General features: G+C 66.6%; 14 protein-coding genes. 10 read left to right on the top strand and 4 right to left on the bottom strand.

Annotated elements, in window-relative coordinates; all coding sequences use genetic code 11:
* The first annotated feature begins 9 nt into the window (after positions 1 to 9).
* The 4 genes from ABIA30_RS09130 to ABIA30_RS09115 all read left to right on the top strand — a co-directional run bounded on the left by ABIA30_RS09130 (position 10) and on the right by ABIA30_RS09115 (position 3,100).
* Entirely contained in the window at positions 10 to 696 is a 687-nt protein-coding gene (locus ABIA30_RS09130; protein ID WP_370064320.1) for a demethylmenaquinone methyltransferase, read from the top strand.
* The gene (locus ABIA30_RS09125; RefSeq protein WP_370064318.1) at positions 693 to 1,634 is read left to right on the top strand and encodes a GTP-binding protein; all 942 of its coding nucleotides are present in this window, start codon (positions 693 to 695) and stop codon (positions 1,632 to 1,634) included. Before ABIA30_RS09130 ends, ABIA30_RS09125 begins: the two co-directional genes overlap by 4 nt.
* Positions 1,635 to 1,679: 45 nt before the next feature.
* A complete protein-coding gene (locus ABIA30_RS09120; protein ID WP_370065469.1) occupies positions 1,680 to 1,961 on the top strand; it encodes a pyrimidine/purine nucleoside phosphorylase in 282 nt (93 codons plus the stop codon).
* Between the two features lie 80 nt (positions 1,962 to 2,041).
* Entirely contained in the window at positions 2,042 to 3,100 is a 1,059-nt protein-coding gene (locus tag ABIA30_RS09115) for an alpha/beta hydrolase fold domain-containing protein (protein ID WP_370064316.1), read from the top strand.
* Here the strand turns inward: ABIA30_RS09115 and menJ are convergent.
* Complete coding sequence (menJ, locus tag ABIA30_RS09110) at positions 3,093 to 4,313, bottom strand: menaquinone reductase (protein WP_370064314.1); 1,221 nt, start codon at positions 4,311 to 4,313, stop codon at positions 3,093 to 3,095. The genes ABIA30_RS09115 and menJ overlap by 8 nt on opposite strands.
* A gap of 21 nt (positions 4,314 to 4,334) precedes the next feature.
* Here menJ and grcC1 point away from each other — a divergent pair, with 21 nt between their 5' ends.
* From grcC1 to ABIA30_RS09095, 3 genes are all read left to right on the top strand, one after another.
* Complete coding sequence (gene grcC1 / locus ABIA30_RS09105) at positions 4,335 to 5,342, top strand: nonaprenyl/(2E,6E)-farnesyl/geranylgeranyl diphosphat synthase (protein WP_370064312.1); 1,008 nt, start codon at positions 4,335 to 4,337, stop codon at positions 5,340 to 5,342.
* Between the two features lie 122 nt (positions 5,343 to 5,464).
* Complete coding sequence (htpX, locus tag ABIA30_RS09100; protein ID WP_370064310.1) at positions 5,465 to 6,328, top strand: zinc metalloprotease HtpX; 864 nt, start codon at positions 5,465 to 5,467, stop codon at positions 6,326 to 6,328.
* Between the two features lie 207 nt (positions 6,329 to 6,535).
* Positions 6,536 to 7,219: a DUF1326 domain-containing protein gene (locus ABIA30_RS09095; protein ID WP_370064308.1), complete on the top strand. Its 684-nt coding sequence runs from the start codon at positions 6,536 to 6,538 to the stop codon at positions 7,217 to 7,219.
* A 101-nt stretch (positions 7,220 to 7,320) separates the two neighbouring features.
* Here ABIA30_RS09095 and ABIA30_RS09090 read toward each other — a convergent pair whose 3' ends face one another.
* Positions 7,321 to 9,504 carry a SulP family inorganic anion transporter gene (locus ABIA30_RS09090; RefSeq protein WP_370064306.1) on the bottom strand — a complete coding sequence of 728 codons (2,184 nt, stop codon included), beginning with the start codon at positions 9,502 to 9,504 and terminating at the stop codon, positions 7,321 to 7,323.
* 499 nt (positions 9,505 to 10,003) lie between these two features.
* Between ABIA30_RS09090 and ABIA30_RS09085 the strand changes: the two genes are divergently transcribed.
* From ABIA30_RS09085 to ABIA30_RS09075, 3 genes are read left to right on the top strand one after another with little or no spacing between them, the layout of a single operon-like run.
* A complete protein-coding gene (locus tag ABIA30_RS09085; protein ID WP_370064304.1) occupies positions 10,004 to 10,777 on the top strand; it encodes a response regulator transcription factor in 774 nt (257 codons plus the stop codon).
* A 37-nt stretch (positions 10,778 to 10,814) separates the two neighbouring features.
* Positions 10,815 to 12,296 carry a sensor histidine kinase gene (locus ABIA30_RS09080; protein ID WP_370064302.1) on the top strand — a complete coding sequence of 494 codons (1,482 nt, stop codon included), beginning with the start codon at positions 10,815 to 10,817 and terminating at the stop codon, positions 12,294 to 12,296.
* A gap of 55 nt (positions 12,297 to 12,351) precedes the next feature.
* Positions 12,352 to 12,903 carry a hypothetical protein gene (locus tag ABIA30_RS09075; protein WP_370064300.1) on the top strand — a complete coding sequence of 184 codons (552 nt, stop codon included), beginning with the start codon at positions 12,352 to 12,354 and terminating at the stop codon, positions 12,901 to 12,903.
* Positions 12,904 to 12,947: 44 nt separating this feature from the next.
* On the opposite strand, the gene ABIA30_RS09070 is transcribed toward ABIA30_RS09075, so the two are convergent.
* A complete protein-coding gene (locus ABIA30_RS09070) occupies positions 12,948 to 13,973 on the bottom strand; it encodes an NAD(P)H-dependent glycerol-3-phosphate dehydrogenase (RefSeq protein ID WP_370064298.1) in 1,026 nt (341 codons plus the stop codon).
* Positions 13,974 to 14,038: 65 nt separating this feature from the next.
* Complete coding sequence (locus ABIA30_RS09065; protein WP_370064296.1) at positions 14,039 to 14,530, bottom strand: YajQ family cyclic di-GMP-binding protein; 492 nt, start codon at positions 14,528 to 14,530, stop codon at positions 14,039 to 14,041.
* Between the last annotated feature and the right edge of the window lie 63 nt (positions 14,531 to 14,593).

Genomic DNA, 14,593 nt, shown 5'->3' with positions numbered 1-14,593 from the left:
GTCGACCAGGTGAGTCGCGCGTCATTGGAGAAGGATCCGCACGAGGTTGCGTCGATGTTCGACGGCGTGGCCCGCCGCTACGACATCACCAACACCGTGCTGTCGCTGGGCCAGGACCGGTTCTGGCGTCGGCAGACCCGCGCGGCCCTGGACATCGGCCCGGGAGACAAGGTGCTGGATCTGGCCGCCGGCACGGCGGTATCGACGGTTGAGCTGGCGGCCTCGGGTGCCTGGTGCGTGGCCTGCGATTTCTCGGTCGGCATGCTGGCTGCCGGGGCGTCCCGGGACGTGCCGAAGGTGGCCGGCGACGCCACCCGACTGCCGTTCGACGACGGGGTGTTCGACGCGGTGACCATCAGCTTCGGGTTGCGTAACGTCGTCGACTTCACCGCCGGCCTGCGCGAGATGGCGCGGGTGACCCGGCCTGGCGGCCGCCTGGTGGTGTGTGAGTTCTCCACCCCGACCAACGGCCTGTTCGCCACGGTCTACAAGGAATACCTGATGCGGGCGCTGCCGACGATCGCCACCGCGGTGTCGTCCAACCCCGAGGCCTACGTCTATCTGGCCGAGTCCATCCGGGCCTGGCCGGACCAGGACGATCTGGCCCGCCGCATCGGTGATGCCGGCTGGGGTCAGGTGCGCTGGCGCAACCTGACCGGTGGGATCGTCGCGCTGCACGCCGCCGTCAAACCTTGAGCGTTCCGGTACTGGCCGTCGCCGGCTTCCTCGGAGCGGGCAAGACCACCCTGCTCAACCACCTGCTGCGCAACACACGTGGCGCGCGAATCGGCGCTCTGGTCAATGATTTTGGCGCGGTGAACATAGACGCCATGCTGGTGGCCGGGCAGGTCGACGCGATGGCCTCGCTGTCCAACGGGTGTATCTGTTGTGCGGTCGATGACGCCGAAGCAGCCGACATGCTGGGCAAGCTGGCCGGCGTCAAGCCGGCGTTGGACCTGATCGTGGTGGAGGCGAGCGGTATCGCCGAGCCCAGTGCGCTGGCCCGAACGCTGGTCACCGCTGACGACAAGCGATTTCACTACGTGGGTCTGGTGTTGGTGGTCGACGCCGCCAACCCGCCTGCCGAGTTGGAGCACGCGGTCCGGGTCGCTGACCTGGTGGTGGTGAACAAGGTCGACGAGGCGGTCGACATCGATGGACTACGTAGCCTGATCAGCCGGCTGGCTCCGCGAACTCCGTTGCTGCCCACAAACTTTGCCCGGGTCGATCCCGAGCTGCTGATCGACCCACCCACCCCGCGCGCCCCGGCGGCCCAGATGTCGCTCGAGGAATTGCTGCACGACGACCACGATCATGAGCACGCGGCATTTCAGGCGCTGGAATTCACCTTCGACACCCCGCTGAACCCTCGGGTGTTTCTTGACTTCCTGCGCGATCGGCCCGAAGGTCTTTACCGGGCAAAGGGTTTCGTCGATTTCGGATCGGGGCACCGCTATCTGGTGCAGTTGGTCGGCAGTTCGTTGCGATTCGAGAAGCGCCGGGGTGTGGGCACCCAGCTGGTGTGCATCGGCACGGATATGCCGACCGCTGAGCTGCTGAGTGCACTGGAGCAGTGCACGCGTGAGCTGGCCGACGAGAACGCCATGCTCGGGGTGCTCAAATACGTGGTGTAGGTGGCGCAGATATCCTGATCGCTCACCCGAGTTCGAGGAGTCGTGTTGTTCAAGGTCAATGAGTATTTCGATGGTGCTGTCGCATCGATCGCCTTCACGACGCCGCAGGGCCCTGCGACGGCCGGAGTGATGGCGGTTGGTGAGTACGAGTTCGGCACCTCGAGCCTCGAGATCATGACGGTGGTCTCCGGTGCCCTGACCGTCAAACTGCCCGAGAGCGACGAGTGGGAAACCTTTGCGGCCGGAACGCAATTCACCGTGCCCGCCGACAGCAAGTTCGGCGTGCGCGTCGAGGTAGAGACCGCCTACCTCTGCGAGTACCGGTAATCCTTGCGTCCAACGCGAAGTTGTTCATCGATTTCGGCTGAAACTTCGCGATCAACTTCCCGTTCGGGGTCAAATAGGTCATGCCTTACGGACGCCTGGCCGACCCTGACTGCACCCTCGGCACCGACCGGCGTGCCGACCCCCGAATGGCCAAGGCACTCGCGGCCGTCGGTCTGGACGGCCGACTACCCGCGCCGCCGCTGACCATCGACGCTCCGCTGGCTCAGCGCCTGGAGTTCGCCACGTTCGCCGAACTGGGGACCGGTGCCATCCTCAAGATGTTCGGGCAGCAGGCACCCGTCCCGGCCGGAGTGACCTCGTCGACAACCACGATCATCGGGGTCGACGGCAACGAGATCACCCTTCACATCAGCCGTCCCACCACCCACGACGGACCGCTGCCCGCCGTGGTGCACCTGCACGGCGGCGGCATGGCCATCTGCAGCGCGGCCGATATCCAGTACGTGCGGCTGCGCGAAAACCTTGCCGCGGCAGGGCTGGTCGTCGTCGGGGTGGAGTTCCGAAACTCCGGTGGCGCGCTGGGACCCTACCCGTTTCCGGCCGGCCTGAACGACTGCGCGTCGGGCGTCCAGTGGACCGCGGCGCACCGCGCCGAACTCGGCATCAGCCATCTGATCGTGGTGGGGGAGTCCGGAGGCGGAAACCTGACGCTGACTGTCGCGCTGAAAGCCAAGCGGGAAGGCTGGATCGACCAGATCGCCGGCTGCTACGCCCAGTGTCCGTACATCTCGAATCGGTGGCTGGAGGACACCGACGAGCTGCCGTCGCTGCGGGAGAACGACGAATACTTCATCAGCCGCCAGCAACTGGCACTACTGGGCTCTTTGTACGACCCGGACGGTCTGCACGCGTACGACGGGACCTGCTGGGCTGCGGTGGCTACTGATGCGGAATTGGAAGGCCTTCCGCCGCATGTCATTTCGGTCAATGAACTCGACCCGTTGCGCGATGAGGGCCTGATCTACTACCGCAAGCTGGCCGGGGCGGGCGTCAGCGTGGTCGGCCGGATCGTTGCCGGTACCTGCCATGCCGGGGACGTGCTGCTGGCCGGTGCCATGCCCGACGTGTTCGCCGCCACCATCCGGGACATCGTCGGGTTCGCCCGTTCTGTCAGCTGAACGGTTTGCGCTGATCCAACCGCCGCGAGCCCGCACCGGCGCGGCGCCACAGCCTCGCGGTCCAGTCGGTGTCCTCGTCGGTCACCAGGTTGCCCATGGCGCGTACGGCCACCTTCATCAGGAAGTCCGAACGCAGCGCCACGGGCCCGGTCATCGGCAGGAACCGCGGCAAGGTCAGCAGGATCGCCAGCCGCCGCGCCACCGAGAAGCCGGCCGCGTAGTGCTGCTGCAGCACCGCGGGCCAGGCGGCGCTCAGGTCGCTCGCGCCCAGCAGCTCGGCAGCCAGCCGCCCGGTCTCCAGCCCGTAGTCGATGCCCTCGCCGTTGAGCGGATTCACACACGCCGCCGCGTCGCCCACCAACATCCAGTTCGGCCCGGCCACCCCGGAGACCGCGCCACCCATCGGCAACAGCGCCGATTTCGCCAACCGCGGCTGCCCGGCGAAACCCCACTCCTCCCGGCGCAGGTCGGTGTAATGCGACAACAGCGGCCGCAATGCGGTGTCGGCCGGTCGCTTCTCGGTCGCCAGCGCGCCCACTCCGATGTTCACCTCGCCGTTGCCCAGCGGGAAGATCCAGCCGTACCCCGGCAGCACCTCACCCTGAGGCGAACGCAGTTCCAGATGCGACGTGATCCACGGCTCGGCATGGCGAGGGGTCTGGATGTAGGCGCGTATCGCGACGCCGTACACCGTCTCCTGATGCCAGACCCGCCCCAGCATGCGGCCCAGCGTGGAGCGGGCACCGTCGGCGACGATCAGGGTGCCCACCCCGATCTCGCGGCCGTCGTCGAGCACCAGGGTCTGCACGCGACCACGGGAATCATGTTGCACATCAACTGCTTTGGCGCCCAGCAACATCTTGGCTCCGGCGTCGGCCGCGACCATCCGGATCCGGTCGTCGAGCTCGGTGCGTGGCACCGCGCTGCTGATCGACGGGAACGACGGCCCCGGCCAGGGCACCTCGACGTCGGCGCCGAAGCCCGACATCCGCAGTCCGTGGTGACTGATCCGGCCCGCAAGCCAGGGGCCCAGGCCCAGGCGCTGCAGTTCGGCGATGGCGCGTGGGGTCAGCCCGTCGCCGCAGGCTTTGTCCCGCGGAAACTGCGCCGCGTCGACCACGACCACTTCGCGACCGCTGCGGGCCGCCCAGGCCGCGGCCGCGGAGCCGGCCGGTCCGGCCCCGACGACGACCACATCTGCTCGCGTGAACACGCCTCACAGTATGTTGGAGCAATGAAGACACCAGCGACAGTGGTCGCGGGCGTGGACTTCGGTGACGCCGCCTTCGCCGCCAACGTGCGGGACTCGGTGGCGCGCATCGAGGACTTGATGGCCACCGAGTTGGGCAAGGCCGACGAGCTGATGGCCGAGGCTGTTCAGCATCTGTTCCAGGCGGGCGGCAAGCGGTTCCGGCCGCTGTTCACCGTGCTGTCGGCGTCGCTGGGGCCGCAACCCGACCATCCCGACGTCGCCATCGCCGGTGCGGTGATCGAGCTGGTCCACCTGGCGACGCTGTACCACGACGACGTGATGGACGAGGCGCAGGTGCGTCGCGGTGCGGACAGTGCCAACGCACGCTGGGGCAACAACATCGCGATCCTGGCGGGCGACTACCTGTTCGCGACCGCCTCGCGGCTGGTATCCCGGCTGGGGCCCGACGCGGTGCGGGTGATCGCCGACACTTTCGCCCAGCTGGTCACCGGGCAGATGCGGGAGACCCGTGGTGCGGCCGACGGCATCGACCCGGTCGAGCACTACCTGAAGGTGGTGTACGAGAAGACGGCTTGCCTGATCGCCGCGTCTGGCCGCTTCGGTGCCACGTTCTCAGGCGCCGACGACGAACAGATCGAGCGGCTGAGCCGGCTCGGCGGCATCGTCGGCACCGCATTCCAGATCTCCGACGACATCATCGACATCGACAGTGACCCCGACGAGTCGGGCAAGCTGCCCGGCACCGACCTGCGCGAGGGTGTGCACACCCTGCCGGTGCTGTACGCGCTGCGCGACAGCGGACCGGAGGCCGACCGGCTGCGCGAGCTGCTGGCCGGGCCGGTCGAGAACGACGCCGACGTCGCCGAGGCGATCGCCCTGCTGCGGGCGTCCTCAGGTCTGGTGGAGTCCAAACGCACCGTGCAGCGGTACGCCGAGGAGGCGCGCGCCGAGCTGGCGATCCTGCCGGATCTGCCGGGACGGCAGGCGCTGGTCAATCTGGTCGACTACACCGCGAACCGGCACGGCTGACCCCCGGAACCCGGGGGAGTCCCCGTCCGTTGGATCAGCGGTGAGTGAGTTCTGCTCGGGCGAGCGAAGCGACGGGGCAGATGGGTCGGGGCGAGCGAAGCGACGGGGATAGTAGGAGGAAGATGACCTGGCATCCGCACGCCAACACCGCCAAGACGTTCGCACTGCTGGTCGGCTTCTCTGCGCTGATCGTGTTCGTCGGGTCGCTGTTCGGCAAGAACATCATGTTCCTGGCGGTGTTGTTCGCCCTGGGCATGAACGCCTACGTCTACTTCAACAGCGACAAGATGGCGTTGCGGGCCATGCATGCCCAGCCGGTCAGCGAGATGCAGGCGCCGATGATCTACCGGATCGTGCGGGAGCTGGCCACCACTGCGCGCCAGCCCATGCCCCGGCTGTACATCAGCGACACCGCCGCTCCCAATGCGTTCGCCACCGGCCGCAACCCGCGCAACGCCGCGGTGTGCTGCACCACCGGCATCCTGGACATCCTCAACGAGCGGGAACTGCGCGCGGTGCTGGGCCATGAGCTCTCGCACGTGTACAACCGCGACATCCTCATCTCCTGCGTCGCGGGTGCCATGGCGTCGGTGATCACCGCGTTGGTCAACGTCGCGTACTTCATCGGGATGTTCGGCGGTGACCGTGACGACCGCCCCAATCCGTTTGCGCTGCTTTTGATCTCGCTGTTGGGCCCGTTGGCTGCGACGGTCATCCGGCTCGCCGTGTCGCGGTCGCGGGAGTACCAGGCCGATCAGTCCGGCGCCGAGCTGACGGGCGATCCGCTGGCGTTGGCCAGTGCGTTGCGCAAGATCAGCGCCGGCGTTCAGCAGGCACCGCTGCCGCCCGAGCCGCAGCTGGCCGACCAGGCCCACCTGATGATCGCCAACCCGTTCCGGGCGGGCGAGAAGATCGGCAAGCTGTTCTCGACGCACCCCCCGATCGAGGATCGGATCGCCCGGCTGGAGCGGATGGCCGGCCGCTAACCCGCGTGCGCCAGCCCCGCCGAAACGTACGTCTGGGCCGGAATCCATGAGTGGCAGGGCTCATTTCGTCGATTTCGGCGTGCAGACAGCTGGCCGGGCACCCCCTCGGCATATACCCCTAGGGGGTACTTGACGTGCCTGACCGTCTGCCGTAACTTCATCGTCGTTGGATACCCCCTGGGGGTATTAAATCGAAAGGAGTTGGCGATGACGATGATGACCACGGATTGGCATCTGCGGGGCGAGTGGTTCGATGTGTGCAGTTGCAAGCTGCCCTGTCCCTGCAGCTTTGCCCAAGAGCCCACGCACGGCGACTGCCTGTTCACGCTGGCCTGGAAGGTCCGTGACGGACATTACGGCGCAACGGATTTGAGTGATCTTGCGGTTATCGCCCTCGGTGAGTTCGCGGGCAACATGTGGGTGGGCGATCCCGCGGCCACGATGAAGTTGATGTTCTACATCGACGAGCGGGCCGACGGTGAGCAGCGTCTGGCACTGGAGCGGATCTTTCGGGGTGACGAGGGCGGCTGGCCTGGCGAGTTCGGCAGCTTGATCAGCGAACTGCGGGGCATCGAGTACGCGCCGATCACCTTCGAAGCCGCCGATGATCTGGCCTATTGGCGCGCGCAGATTCCCGGGATGGTCGACGTCCGGGTAGAGGCCCTCACCGGTCCGACCGCCGATCCGAACCGTCGGGTCACCACGGCCAACGCACCGGGAGCCGAGGTGGGACCCGGGCAGGTCGCGACATGGGGTGTGGTCAAGAAGGACTACGCGCGGGGCTTCGACTTCTCACATGAGTACACCGGGGCGTCCAGTAAGCATTTTCCATTCGATTGGCGGCCCGACCCGGTCGATGACCGCGGCTGCTGCTGCGACGGCTCGCGCTGAGGCTGCGGTTCGTGCCCGTCAGTCGGCAAACGGCCCGGGGGTGCTCTGCTGCACTCCCGGGCCGCTGCTGGCGGACATCCGGCGATGTCCGCCCGAGGGGGCTAACTGGTCTCGGTGACTTCGAGCAATCGATCGATGCCCGTCTCCGTCACCCGCAGTGCCGCGGCGGTGCCGATGTCGTAGAACAGCCCGATCACCGTGATCTCGCCGGCCCGGTGCTTGTCCCGCACCACTGGATGGTCGGCCAGCGTCTGCACCTGGACCGCGACATTCACCATCGACAACTGGTCGACGACACCGAAGCCCTCCCGTGCGGCGGCCTCGGCCACCGGATGCTGCCCCTGATCGAAGGCAGTCAGCGAGGTGCCGCCGTGCTCCAACCACCGGTGCAGGTGTTCGTCGGTCGTCTCATTGCCGCCCAGTACCGCGGTCATGGCGCCGCAGCTGGAGTGGCCGCACACCACGATCGACGAAACATGAAGCACGTCAACGGCAAATGCGATAGCCGCTTCAACCGACGCATCGGCCCGCTCGCCAGGGATCAGGTTGCCGACGTTGCGGACCGTGAACAGGTCACCGGGACCGCTGCTGGTGATGATGTTGGGTACGACGCGGGAGTCGGCGCAGGTGAGGAACAACGTCTCCGGCCGTTGCCGGTGGGCCAGATCCTCCATGTGCGGCCGCAGCACCGCGGCGGTGCGGCGATGGTAGGTCTGCAGGCCCTCCATCACCGAGGTCGATTGGGCCTGAGACTTCCACGGGAACACGCCGGACCGTTTGTCGAACGGGTTGAACGTGCGCGCAGGCGGGCCGGCCGACGCGCTGTGCAGATCGGCGGTGCCGTGCTCGTGGATCTCCACCGAGCCACCACCGGCCTCATGCTGGCGCTTCCAGTCGTCGATGGTCTCGTGCGCGGCGTGGTCGATGAAGTCGACCGACAGTTCGATGGTCACATCCGAACCGGTCGGAACCGACGCGAGCGCCGAGGTCAGCCGCGGCAGCGACAGGAAGCTGACGGAACCTTCGATCACGATGCGCCAGCTGTTGCCCGCGACGTGCTCGGTGACGATCTTGGCCTTCACGACGCGCCATACCGTCAGGGCTATTGCCAGCCCCAGCCCGATCAGCACACCCTCCAGCAGGTTCAGGAACACCACGCCCGCGATGGTGACCACGTAGACGGCGATATCACCGGTGCGGTGGGCGGTTTCGATGTGCGCGCGCTTGACCAGCTGGCAACCGATGACGATCAACAGACCCGCCAGGGCCGCGGTCGGGATCAACTGGACCAGTCCGGCGAACGGCACTGCGAACACCAGGATCCAGACGCCGTGCAGGATCGCCGAGGCCCGGGTCTTTGCGCCGGCCTTCACGTTCGTCGCGCTGCGCACGATGACGCCGGTGATCGGCAGGCCGCCGATCATGCCGGAGACGACGTTGCCTGCGCCCTGGCCGATCAGCTCGCGGTCGAAGTTGGTGCGCGGTCCGTTGTGCATGCGATCGACCGAGACTGCCGACAGCAGGCTCTCGACGCTGGCGATCAGCGCCACGGTCAGCACGCCGGCGAGTACGCCGTCCCAGTCGTCGGTGGGCAGGGTCGGCAGCGACAGCGAGTCCAGCAACGAGCCGTCGAGTTTGATGCGCTTGACGTCAAACGACAGGACGACGGATAACGCCGTCACACCGGCGATCGCGACCAGCGGGCCGGGAATCCGGTTGATCGGCGCCGGGACCCAGCGCCAACCGACCAAGGTGATGATGACCAGCATGCCCAGCAGGAAACCGGGGCCGTGGACGTTTGTCAGCTGCGCGGGCAGTTCTTCGATGTTCTCCCACGCGCTGCTGTTGGAGGTTCCGCCCAGCAGTACGTGCAACTGCTGCAGCGCAATGGTGATGCCGATACCGGCCAGCATCGCGTGCACCACGACGGGGGAGATGGCCAGCGCGGCCCGGGCCACCCGGCTCAGGCCGAACAGGATCTGGAGGATGCCGGCCCCGACGGTGATGGCGCAGGTGGCCGCCCAGCCGAATTCGGCGACCAGCCCGGCCACGATCACGGTCAGCCCGGCTGCCGGGCCGCTCACCTGCAGTGGCGAGCCGCCGAGCACGCCGGCCACGATGCCGCCGACGATGGCGGCGATGATGCCGGCCAGCACCGGCGCGTTGGAGGCGACCGCGATGCCCAGTGAGAGTGGCAGTGCGACGAGGAAAACAACCAGGGAGGCCGGCAGGTCGTAGCGCATCAATGTGCGCAACCTGTCGCCGGTCGACGTGGTTTGCGGCATGAGCTGTTCCGTTCTCGGATCGGGGCGGCGCGAACCAAAAGAGTGGTGGGCCCGCCGTGGTGCGTGACGTGAAGACCGGCGACTTCGTTGTCGTTCGATACCGTCGGTGCGATATAGAAAGTCTCGAATGATGTTGCATGGCAACAGATGTCACCTAGCTGTCGGCGGGCGTCGACAACAGCGCGGCTCAATTGCTATGGGCGAGAGTATTTATCGGCTGAATCGGACGTCAAGGTGTGCGGCGGTACGCATATCGAACGCAAATTTTTGGAAGTGCCGCGTGAATGCCGTCGGCCGCAGTGACCTGTGCGTTTTTGAAATCGATTGGATTCTGGTGACGATGGTGTCAACGAACAATTGAAAAACGGTGCACAGCAACGGCTCTCGACGTGCGTCACATATGGATCCCAGTGTGACCGGCGTCATGGAAATTCAGGCGTATATTTGAAGTCGACATGAACCTGGTGACAGTGATCTGTGCGCTCTAGACAATGGAGGCATGACGACGATGTCGCTACCACCGCGTGAACGCCACCCCCGTGAAGCCGTGCTCGGCCAGTTGCCGCGCATGGAACGCGCCGACGGGTCACCGATCCGGGTGCTGCTTGTCGACGATGAACCGGCGCTGACCAATCTGGTCAAGATGGCTTTGCACTACGAGGGTTGGATCGTCGAGGTCGCCCACAACGGCCGGGACGCGGTCGACCGGTTCAACGAGATCGAGCCGGACATCGTGGTGCTCGACATCATGCTGCCGGACACCGATGGCCTGCAGTTGTTGCAACGGGTCAGGGAGGGCCAGGGCTATACCCCGACGATGTTCCTGACCGCGCGGGATTCTGTGCTGGACCGGGTCTCCGGGCTGACCGCCGGCGCCGATGACTACATGACCAAGCCGTTCAGCCTGGAGGAACTCGTCGCGCGGCTGCGTGGCCTGCTGCGGCGATCCAGCCACATGGCGCCGCAGGACGACGAAGTGCTGCGGGTCGGCGACATGGTGATGAACGTCGCCAGCCGGGAGGTCACTCGGGGCGACGAACCGATCGCACTGACCGTGACCGAGTTCGAACTGCTCCGGTACCTGATGCGTAATCCGCGCCGGGCCATCAGCCGGGCCGAGATCCTGGACCGGGTCTGGAATTACGGGTTCGGCGGCAAGTCGAGCATCGTGGATCTGTACATCTCGTATCTGCGCAAGAAGGTCGATGCCGGGCGCGAGCCGATGATCAACACCGTGCGCGGTGTCGGTTATATGCTCCGACCAGTCGAATGAACTTCTAGCGGAACGAGTTTCGATTGAGCCGCACAGCGTGAGCGGCGGACCGGGAGTCCGTCGGCGGTGGTCGCCGCGCAGTCTGCGTCGGCAGTTGGTGCTCGGGGTCACCGCGGTCGTGACCGTGGTGCTGCTGACCGTCGGCGTGCTGTCGGTCTACAGCCTGCATTCCTACGTGTCGGCGATGAGCGACGGTGAATTGTCGCGCTCGCTGGATGCCCTGGGTCATTCCTACGACAGGTTGCGGGTCAAGCGCGGCGATCCGGCGCAGCCGATCGATGCGGTGGCCGGCGGGCTGACGGTGTTCGTCGGGCAGGCGCCGGGCAACCTGATCGCGGTGGTGCACAACGGTGCCGTCGTGCAGTCCGCAGTGTTCCCGGACGGCGAGCCGACCGCGGCCTCGCAGTCCGTGGTGTCGGCGATCAATGCCCAGTCGTGGCAGTCGGTGGCGCCGCGGACCGTCGATCTGCCGGAACTGGGCTGGTATCGGTTGGCCGGAGAGGACGTCGGTGGTGGCGATGTGCTCGTCTCAGGCGTGTCGTTGGCCAGCGCGAACGGGGTGGTCGCGCGCAAGACGGTGGCGGTCGGGGTCATCACAATTTTTGCGTTGGTTCTTACGGCAGTTGGGACGGTGCTGGTGGTGACTTACGCGCTGCGGCCGCTGCGCCGGATGGCGTCGATGGCCGCGAAGGTGGCCGCGAGGCAGATCCACACCGGCGACCACCGGATCACCGAACGGGTCCCCGAGGAGGACACCGACCCGGCCAGCGAGATCGGGATCGTGGGCGAGACGCTGAATCGGCTGTTGGACAACGTGGACAGCGCGCTGGCCGAGCTGGCCGACTCCGATCGTCGGATGCGCCAGTTCCTCACCGACGCCAGCCACGAGCTACGCACTCCGTTGGCGGCGATCCGGGGCTATGCCGAGTTGACCCGGCAGGACAGTGCCACGTTGCCGCCGACCACTGAGTACGCGTTGGCCCGGATCGAGGCGGAGGCCGAGCGGATGACAGGTCTGGTCGAGGACCTGTTGTTGTTGTCGCGTCTTGGTGAACGGCAGGACCTGGAGAGTGCAGACGTCGACCTGAGCGATCTGGTGGTCAACGTCGTCAACGACACCGCGGTTGCCGCGCCGGACCATCGATGGCGCACCGAGCTTCCCGATGCCGCAGTCTGGGTCCGCGGCGATCCCGCCCGGCTGCATCAGGTGGTGGGCAACCTGTTGGCCAACGCCCGGATACACACCCCGGCCGGGGTGACGGTGACCACCACCTTGGCGGTGATCGGCAACTGCGCCGAGTTGAAGGTCGTCGACGACGGGCCGGGTATCGAGGCCGAGCTGCTGCCGAACCTGTTCGGGCGGTTTGTCCGGGCGGACAAGTCACGCTCGCGCGAGTTGGGCAGTACCGGACTCGGATTGGCCATCGTCGCGTCCATCGTGGAAGCCCACGACGGCACGGTGACGGTTGAATCTGACACGGCGGGAACGGTTTTCACCGTGCGCCTGCCGTTGGCCTGAGGTGTCGCGCGGCGATCTGGCTGCGTGGCCGGAAAAGACGATCTAGGGTGACGCTGTGCTGCGCAGAATGTTGACCGGAATGATTGCGGCCGGACTCCTCGCGGGTGCGGTCCCGGCGGTGGCCGGTGCCGATCCCAGTGGCGACCCGCCGCCGCCCCCACCCCCGCCGCCGCTGAACCTCAATGCGCTGGCGCCGGTGAAGCCGTCGGCCTTCGCGATGCAGGACGGCGAGTACTACGCCTTCGCGGTGCCGGGCGACATCGTGTGCGCGATCAGCCGCAAGACGGGTAAATACGGATGCAGCGGGCCGTTGCCCGCCGCGCCGGACGGGGCCAACGCGGTCACCGGCTCGCAGCAGGGGCCGCCCACGTTCATGAGCGACAGCCGGCCGCTGTTCAACTTCGACGGGCTGCCCAACCGGTTGCTGCCCGGATCGCGCATCAGCTTCCAAAACGTGACCTGCGGGACCGACGGCAGAATCACGATGTGCAGCAACTCTTTTGACGGAGCCGGGTTTGTCCTGAACCCCGCGGGCAGTTACGCGCTGGATGCGAACAATCCACTGCTGCTCAATACCGGTCAGGGCCGCAACCCGTTCGCCAACTAGCCCAACTGGGTTGGTGTAGCCCCACTGGGTTGTGCCGACGGCCTTTAGAACCCCGAGCCGTGTACCTCGTGGCCGGGCTTCTCCGCGGCCAGGCCGGCGTAGGCGTTCTCCACGGTGGCGCCGTGGTTGACGACGCGGTCGACCTCGCGGGCGATCGGCATGTTCAGGCCGTGCTTCTCGGCGAATTCCATGATGACGCTGGCGGCCTTGACGCCCTCGGCCACCTGATTCATCGACTCGATGATCTCGCTGATGGTCTTGCCCTGGCCGAGTTGCTCGCCGACGTGCCGGTTGCGGCTGCGCTGGCTGGTACAGGTGACGATCAGATCGCCCATGCCGGCCAGGCCGGCGAAGGTGTCGCGCTTGCCGCCCATGGCCTCGCCGAGGCGGGACATCTCGGCCACCGCGCGGGCCATCACCAGGGCGCGGGTGTTCTCACCGATACCCAGTGAATACCCCATGCCGACCGCGATGGCGTACACATTCTTCAGCGCGCCGGCCATTTCGACGCCCACCACATCGTCAGTGGTGTAAGTGCGAAAACGCTTGGTGCGGAACAACGTTGCCAGATTGGCAGCCAAGTGCTGGTCGGGCATGGCCAGCACCGCCGCGGCGGCATACCCCTCGGCCACCTCGCGGGCGATGTTCGGGCCGGCCAGGATGCCGGCCGGATGGCCCGGCAGCACCTCGTCGACGATCTCGCTCATCCGCAGATTGGTGCTTTGCTCCAATCCCTTGACCAAAGACACCACCGGCACCCACGGCCGCAGTTCCTTGGCCAACTCCTGCAGGACGCCGCGGAAGCCGTGCGAGGGCACGCCCATCACGATGACGTCGGCGCAGGCGGCGGCTTCGGAGAAATCGGTGGTGGCCCGCAACGACTCGGTCAGCACCACCTCTTCGCCGAGATACCGGCAGTTGCGGTGCTTTTCGTTGATGTCGTTGGCCGTCTCCTCGGAGCGCACCCACTGCAGCGTCGGCCCGCGGCGCGCGCAGATGGACGCCACCGTGGTGCCCCAGGATCCTCCACCGAGGACGACGACGTTCGGTTCGCGCTGCGCAGGTGCCATGGCGATCAGGTTATGCGCCGAGGCACCGCGCTCGCGGCGATTTGCTGCGCCCCGCGTCAGCCGATTCAGCGGTAGTTGACGAACTGCAGCGCGACGTCGAGATCGGCGCCGCGCAGCAGTGCCTGGACGGTCTGCAGATCGTCGCGGCTCTTGCTGGACACCCGGATCTCCTCGCCCTGGATCTGCGTCTTGACGGCCTTGGGACCCTCATCGCGGATCAGCTTGGTGATCTTCTTGGCCTGCTCACTGGTGATGCCCTGCTGCAGGGTGCCGGACACCTTGTAGGTCTTGCCGCTCGGCTGAGGGTCTTCGGCGTCGAACGCCTTCATCGAGATGTCGCGGCGGACCAGCTTCTCCTTGAAGACGTCGACGGCGGCCTTGACGCGCTCCTCGGTCGAGGACACGAGTTCGATGGCCTCGTCGCCCTTCCAGGCGATGGTGGTGTCGGTGCCGCGGAAGTCGAAGCGGGTGGACAGCTCCTTGGCGGCCTGATTCAGTGCGTTGTCGACTTCCTGCCGGTCGACCTTGCTGACGATGTCGAACGATGAATCCGCCATTGGATTGCCCCTCCGTGAGTGCGCCCCGGGCTGGGGGCCGTTTTCGTGTTCGGTACATCTTCG

This window comes from Mycobacterium sp. MAA66 (assembly GCF_041261665.1).
In the GTDB taxonomy this organism is placed as follows: Bacteria; Actinomycetota; Actinomycetes; order Mycobacteriales; family Mycobacteriaceae; genus Mycobacterium.
Note: the sequence above shows the minus strand (reverse complement) of the source record. Positions and strands in the feature narration are given on the sequence as shown.

Excerpts from the sequence above, each read along its gene's own strand:
- grcC1 (WP_370064312.1), top strand. The coding sequence starts at position 4,335 with ATGAAGACACCAGCGACAGTGGTCGCGGGCGTGGACTTCGGTGACGCC.
- ABIA30_RS09115 (WP_370064316.1), top strand. The coding sequence starts at position 2,042 with ATGCCTTACGGACGCCTGGCCGACCCTGACTGCACCCTCGGCACCGAC.
- ABIA30_RS09065 (WP_370064296.1), bottom strand. The coding sequence starts at position 14,530 with ATGGCGGATTCATCGTTCGACATCGTCAGCAAGGTCGACCGGCAGGAA.
- ABIA30_RS09070 (WP_370064298.1), bottom strand. The coding sequence starts at position 13,973 with ATGGCACCTGCGCAGCGCGAACCGAACGTCGTCGTCCTCGGTGGAGGA.
- ABIA30_RS09085 (WP_370064304.1), top strand. The coding sequence starts at position 10,004 with ATGACGACGATGTCGCTACCACCGCGTGAACGCCACCCCCGTGAAGCC.
- ABIA30_RS09090 (WP_370064306.1), bottom strand. The coding sequence starts at position 9,504 with ATGCCGCAAACCACGTCGACCGGCGACAGGTTGCGCACATTGATGCGC.
- ABIA30_RS09095 (WP_370064308.1), top strand. The coding sequence starts at position 6,536 with ATGACGATGATGACCACGGATTGGCATCTGCGGGGCGAGTGGTTCGAT.
- htpX (WP_370064310.1), top strand. The coding sequence starts at position 5,465 with ATGACCTGGCATCCGCACGCCAACACCGCCAAGACGTTCGCACTGCTG.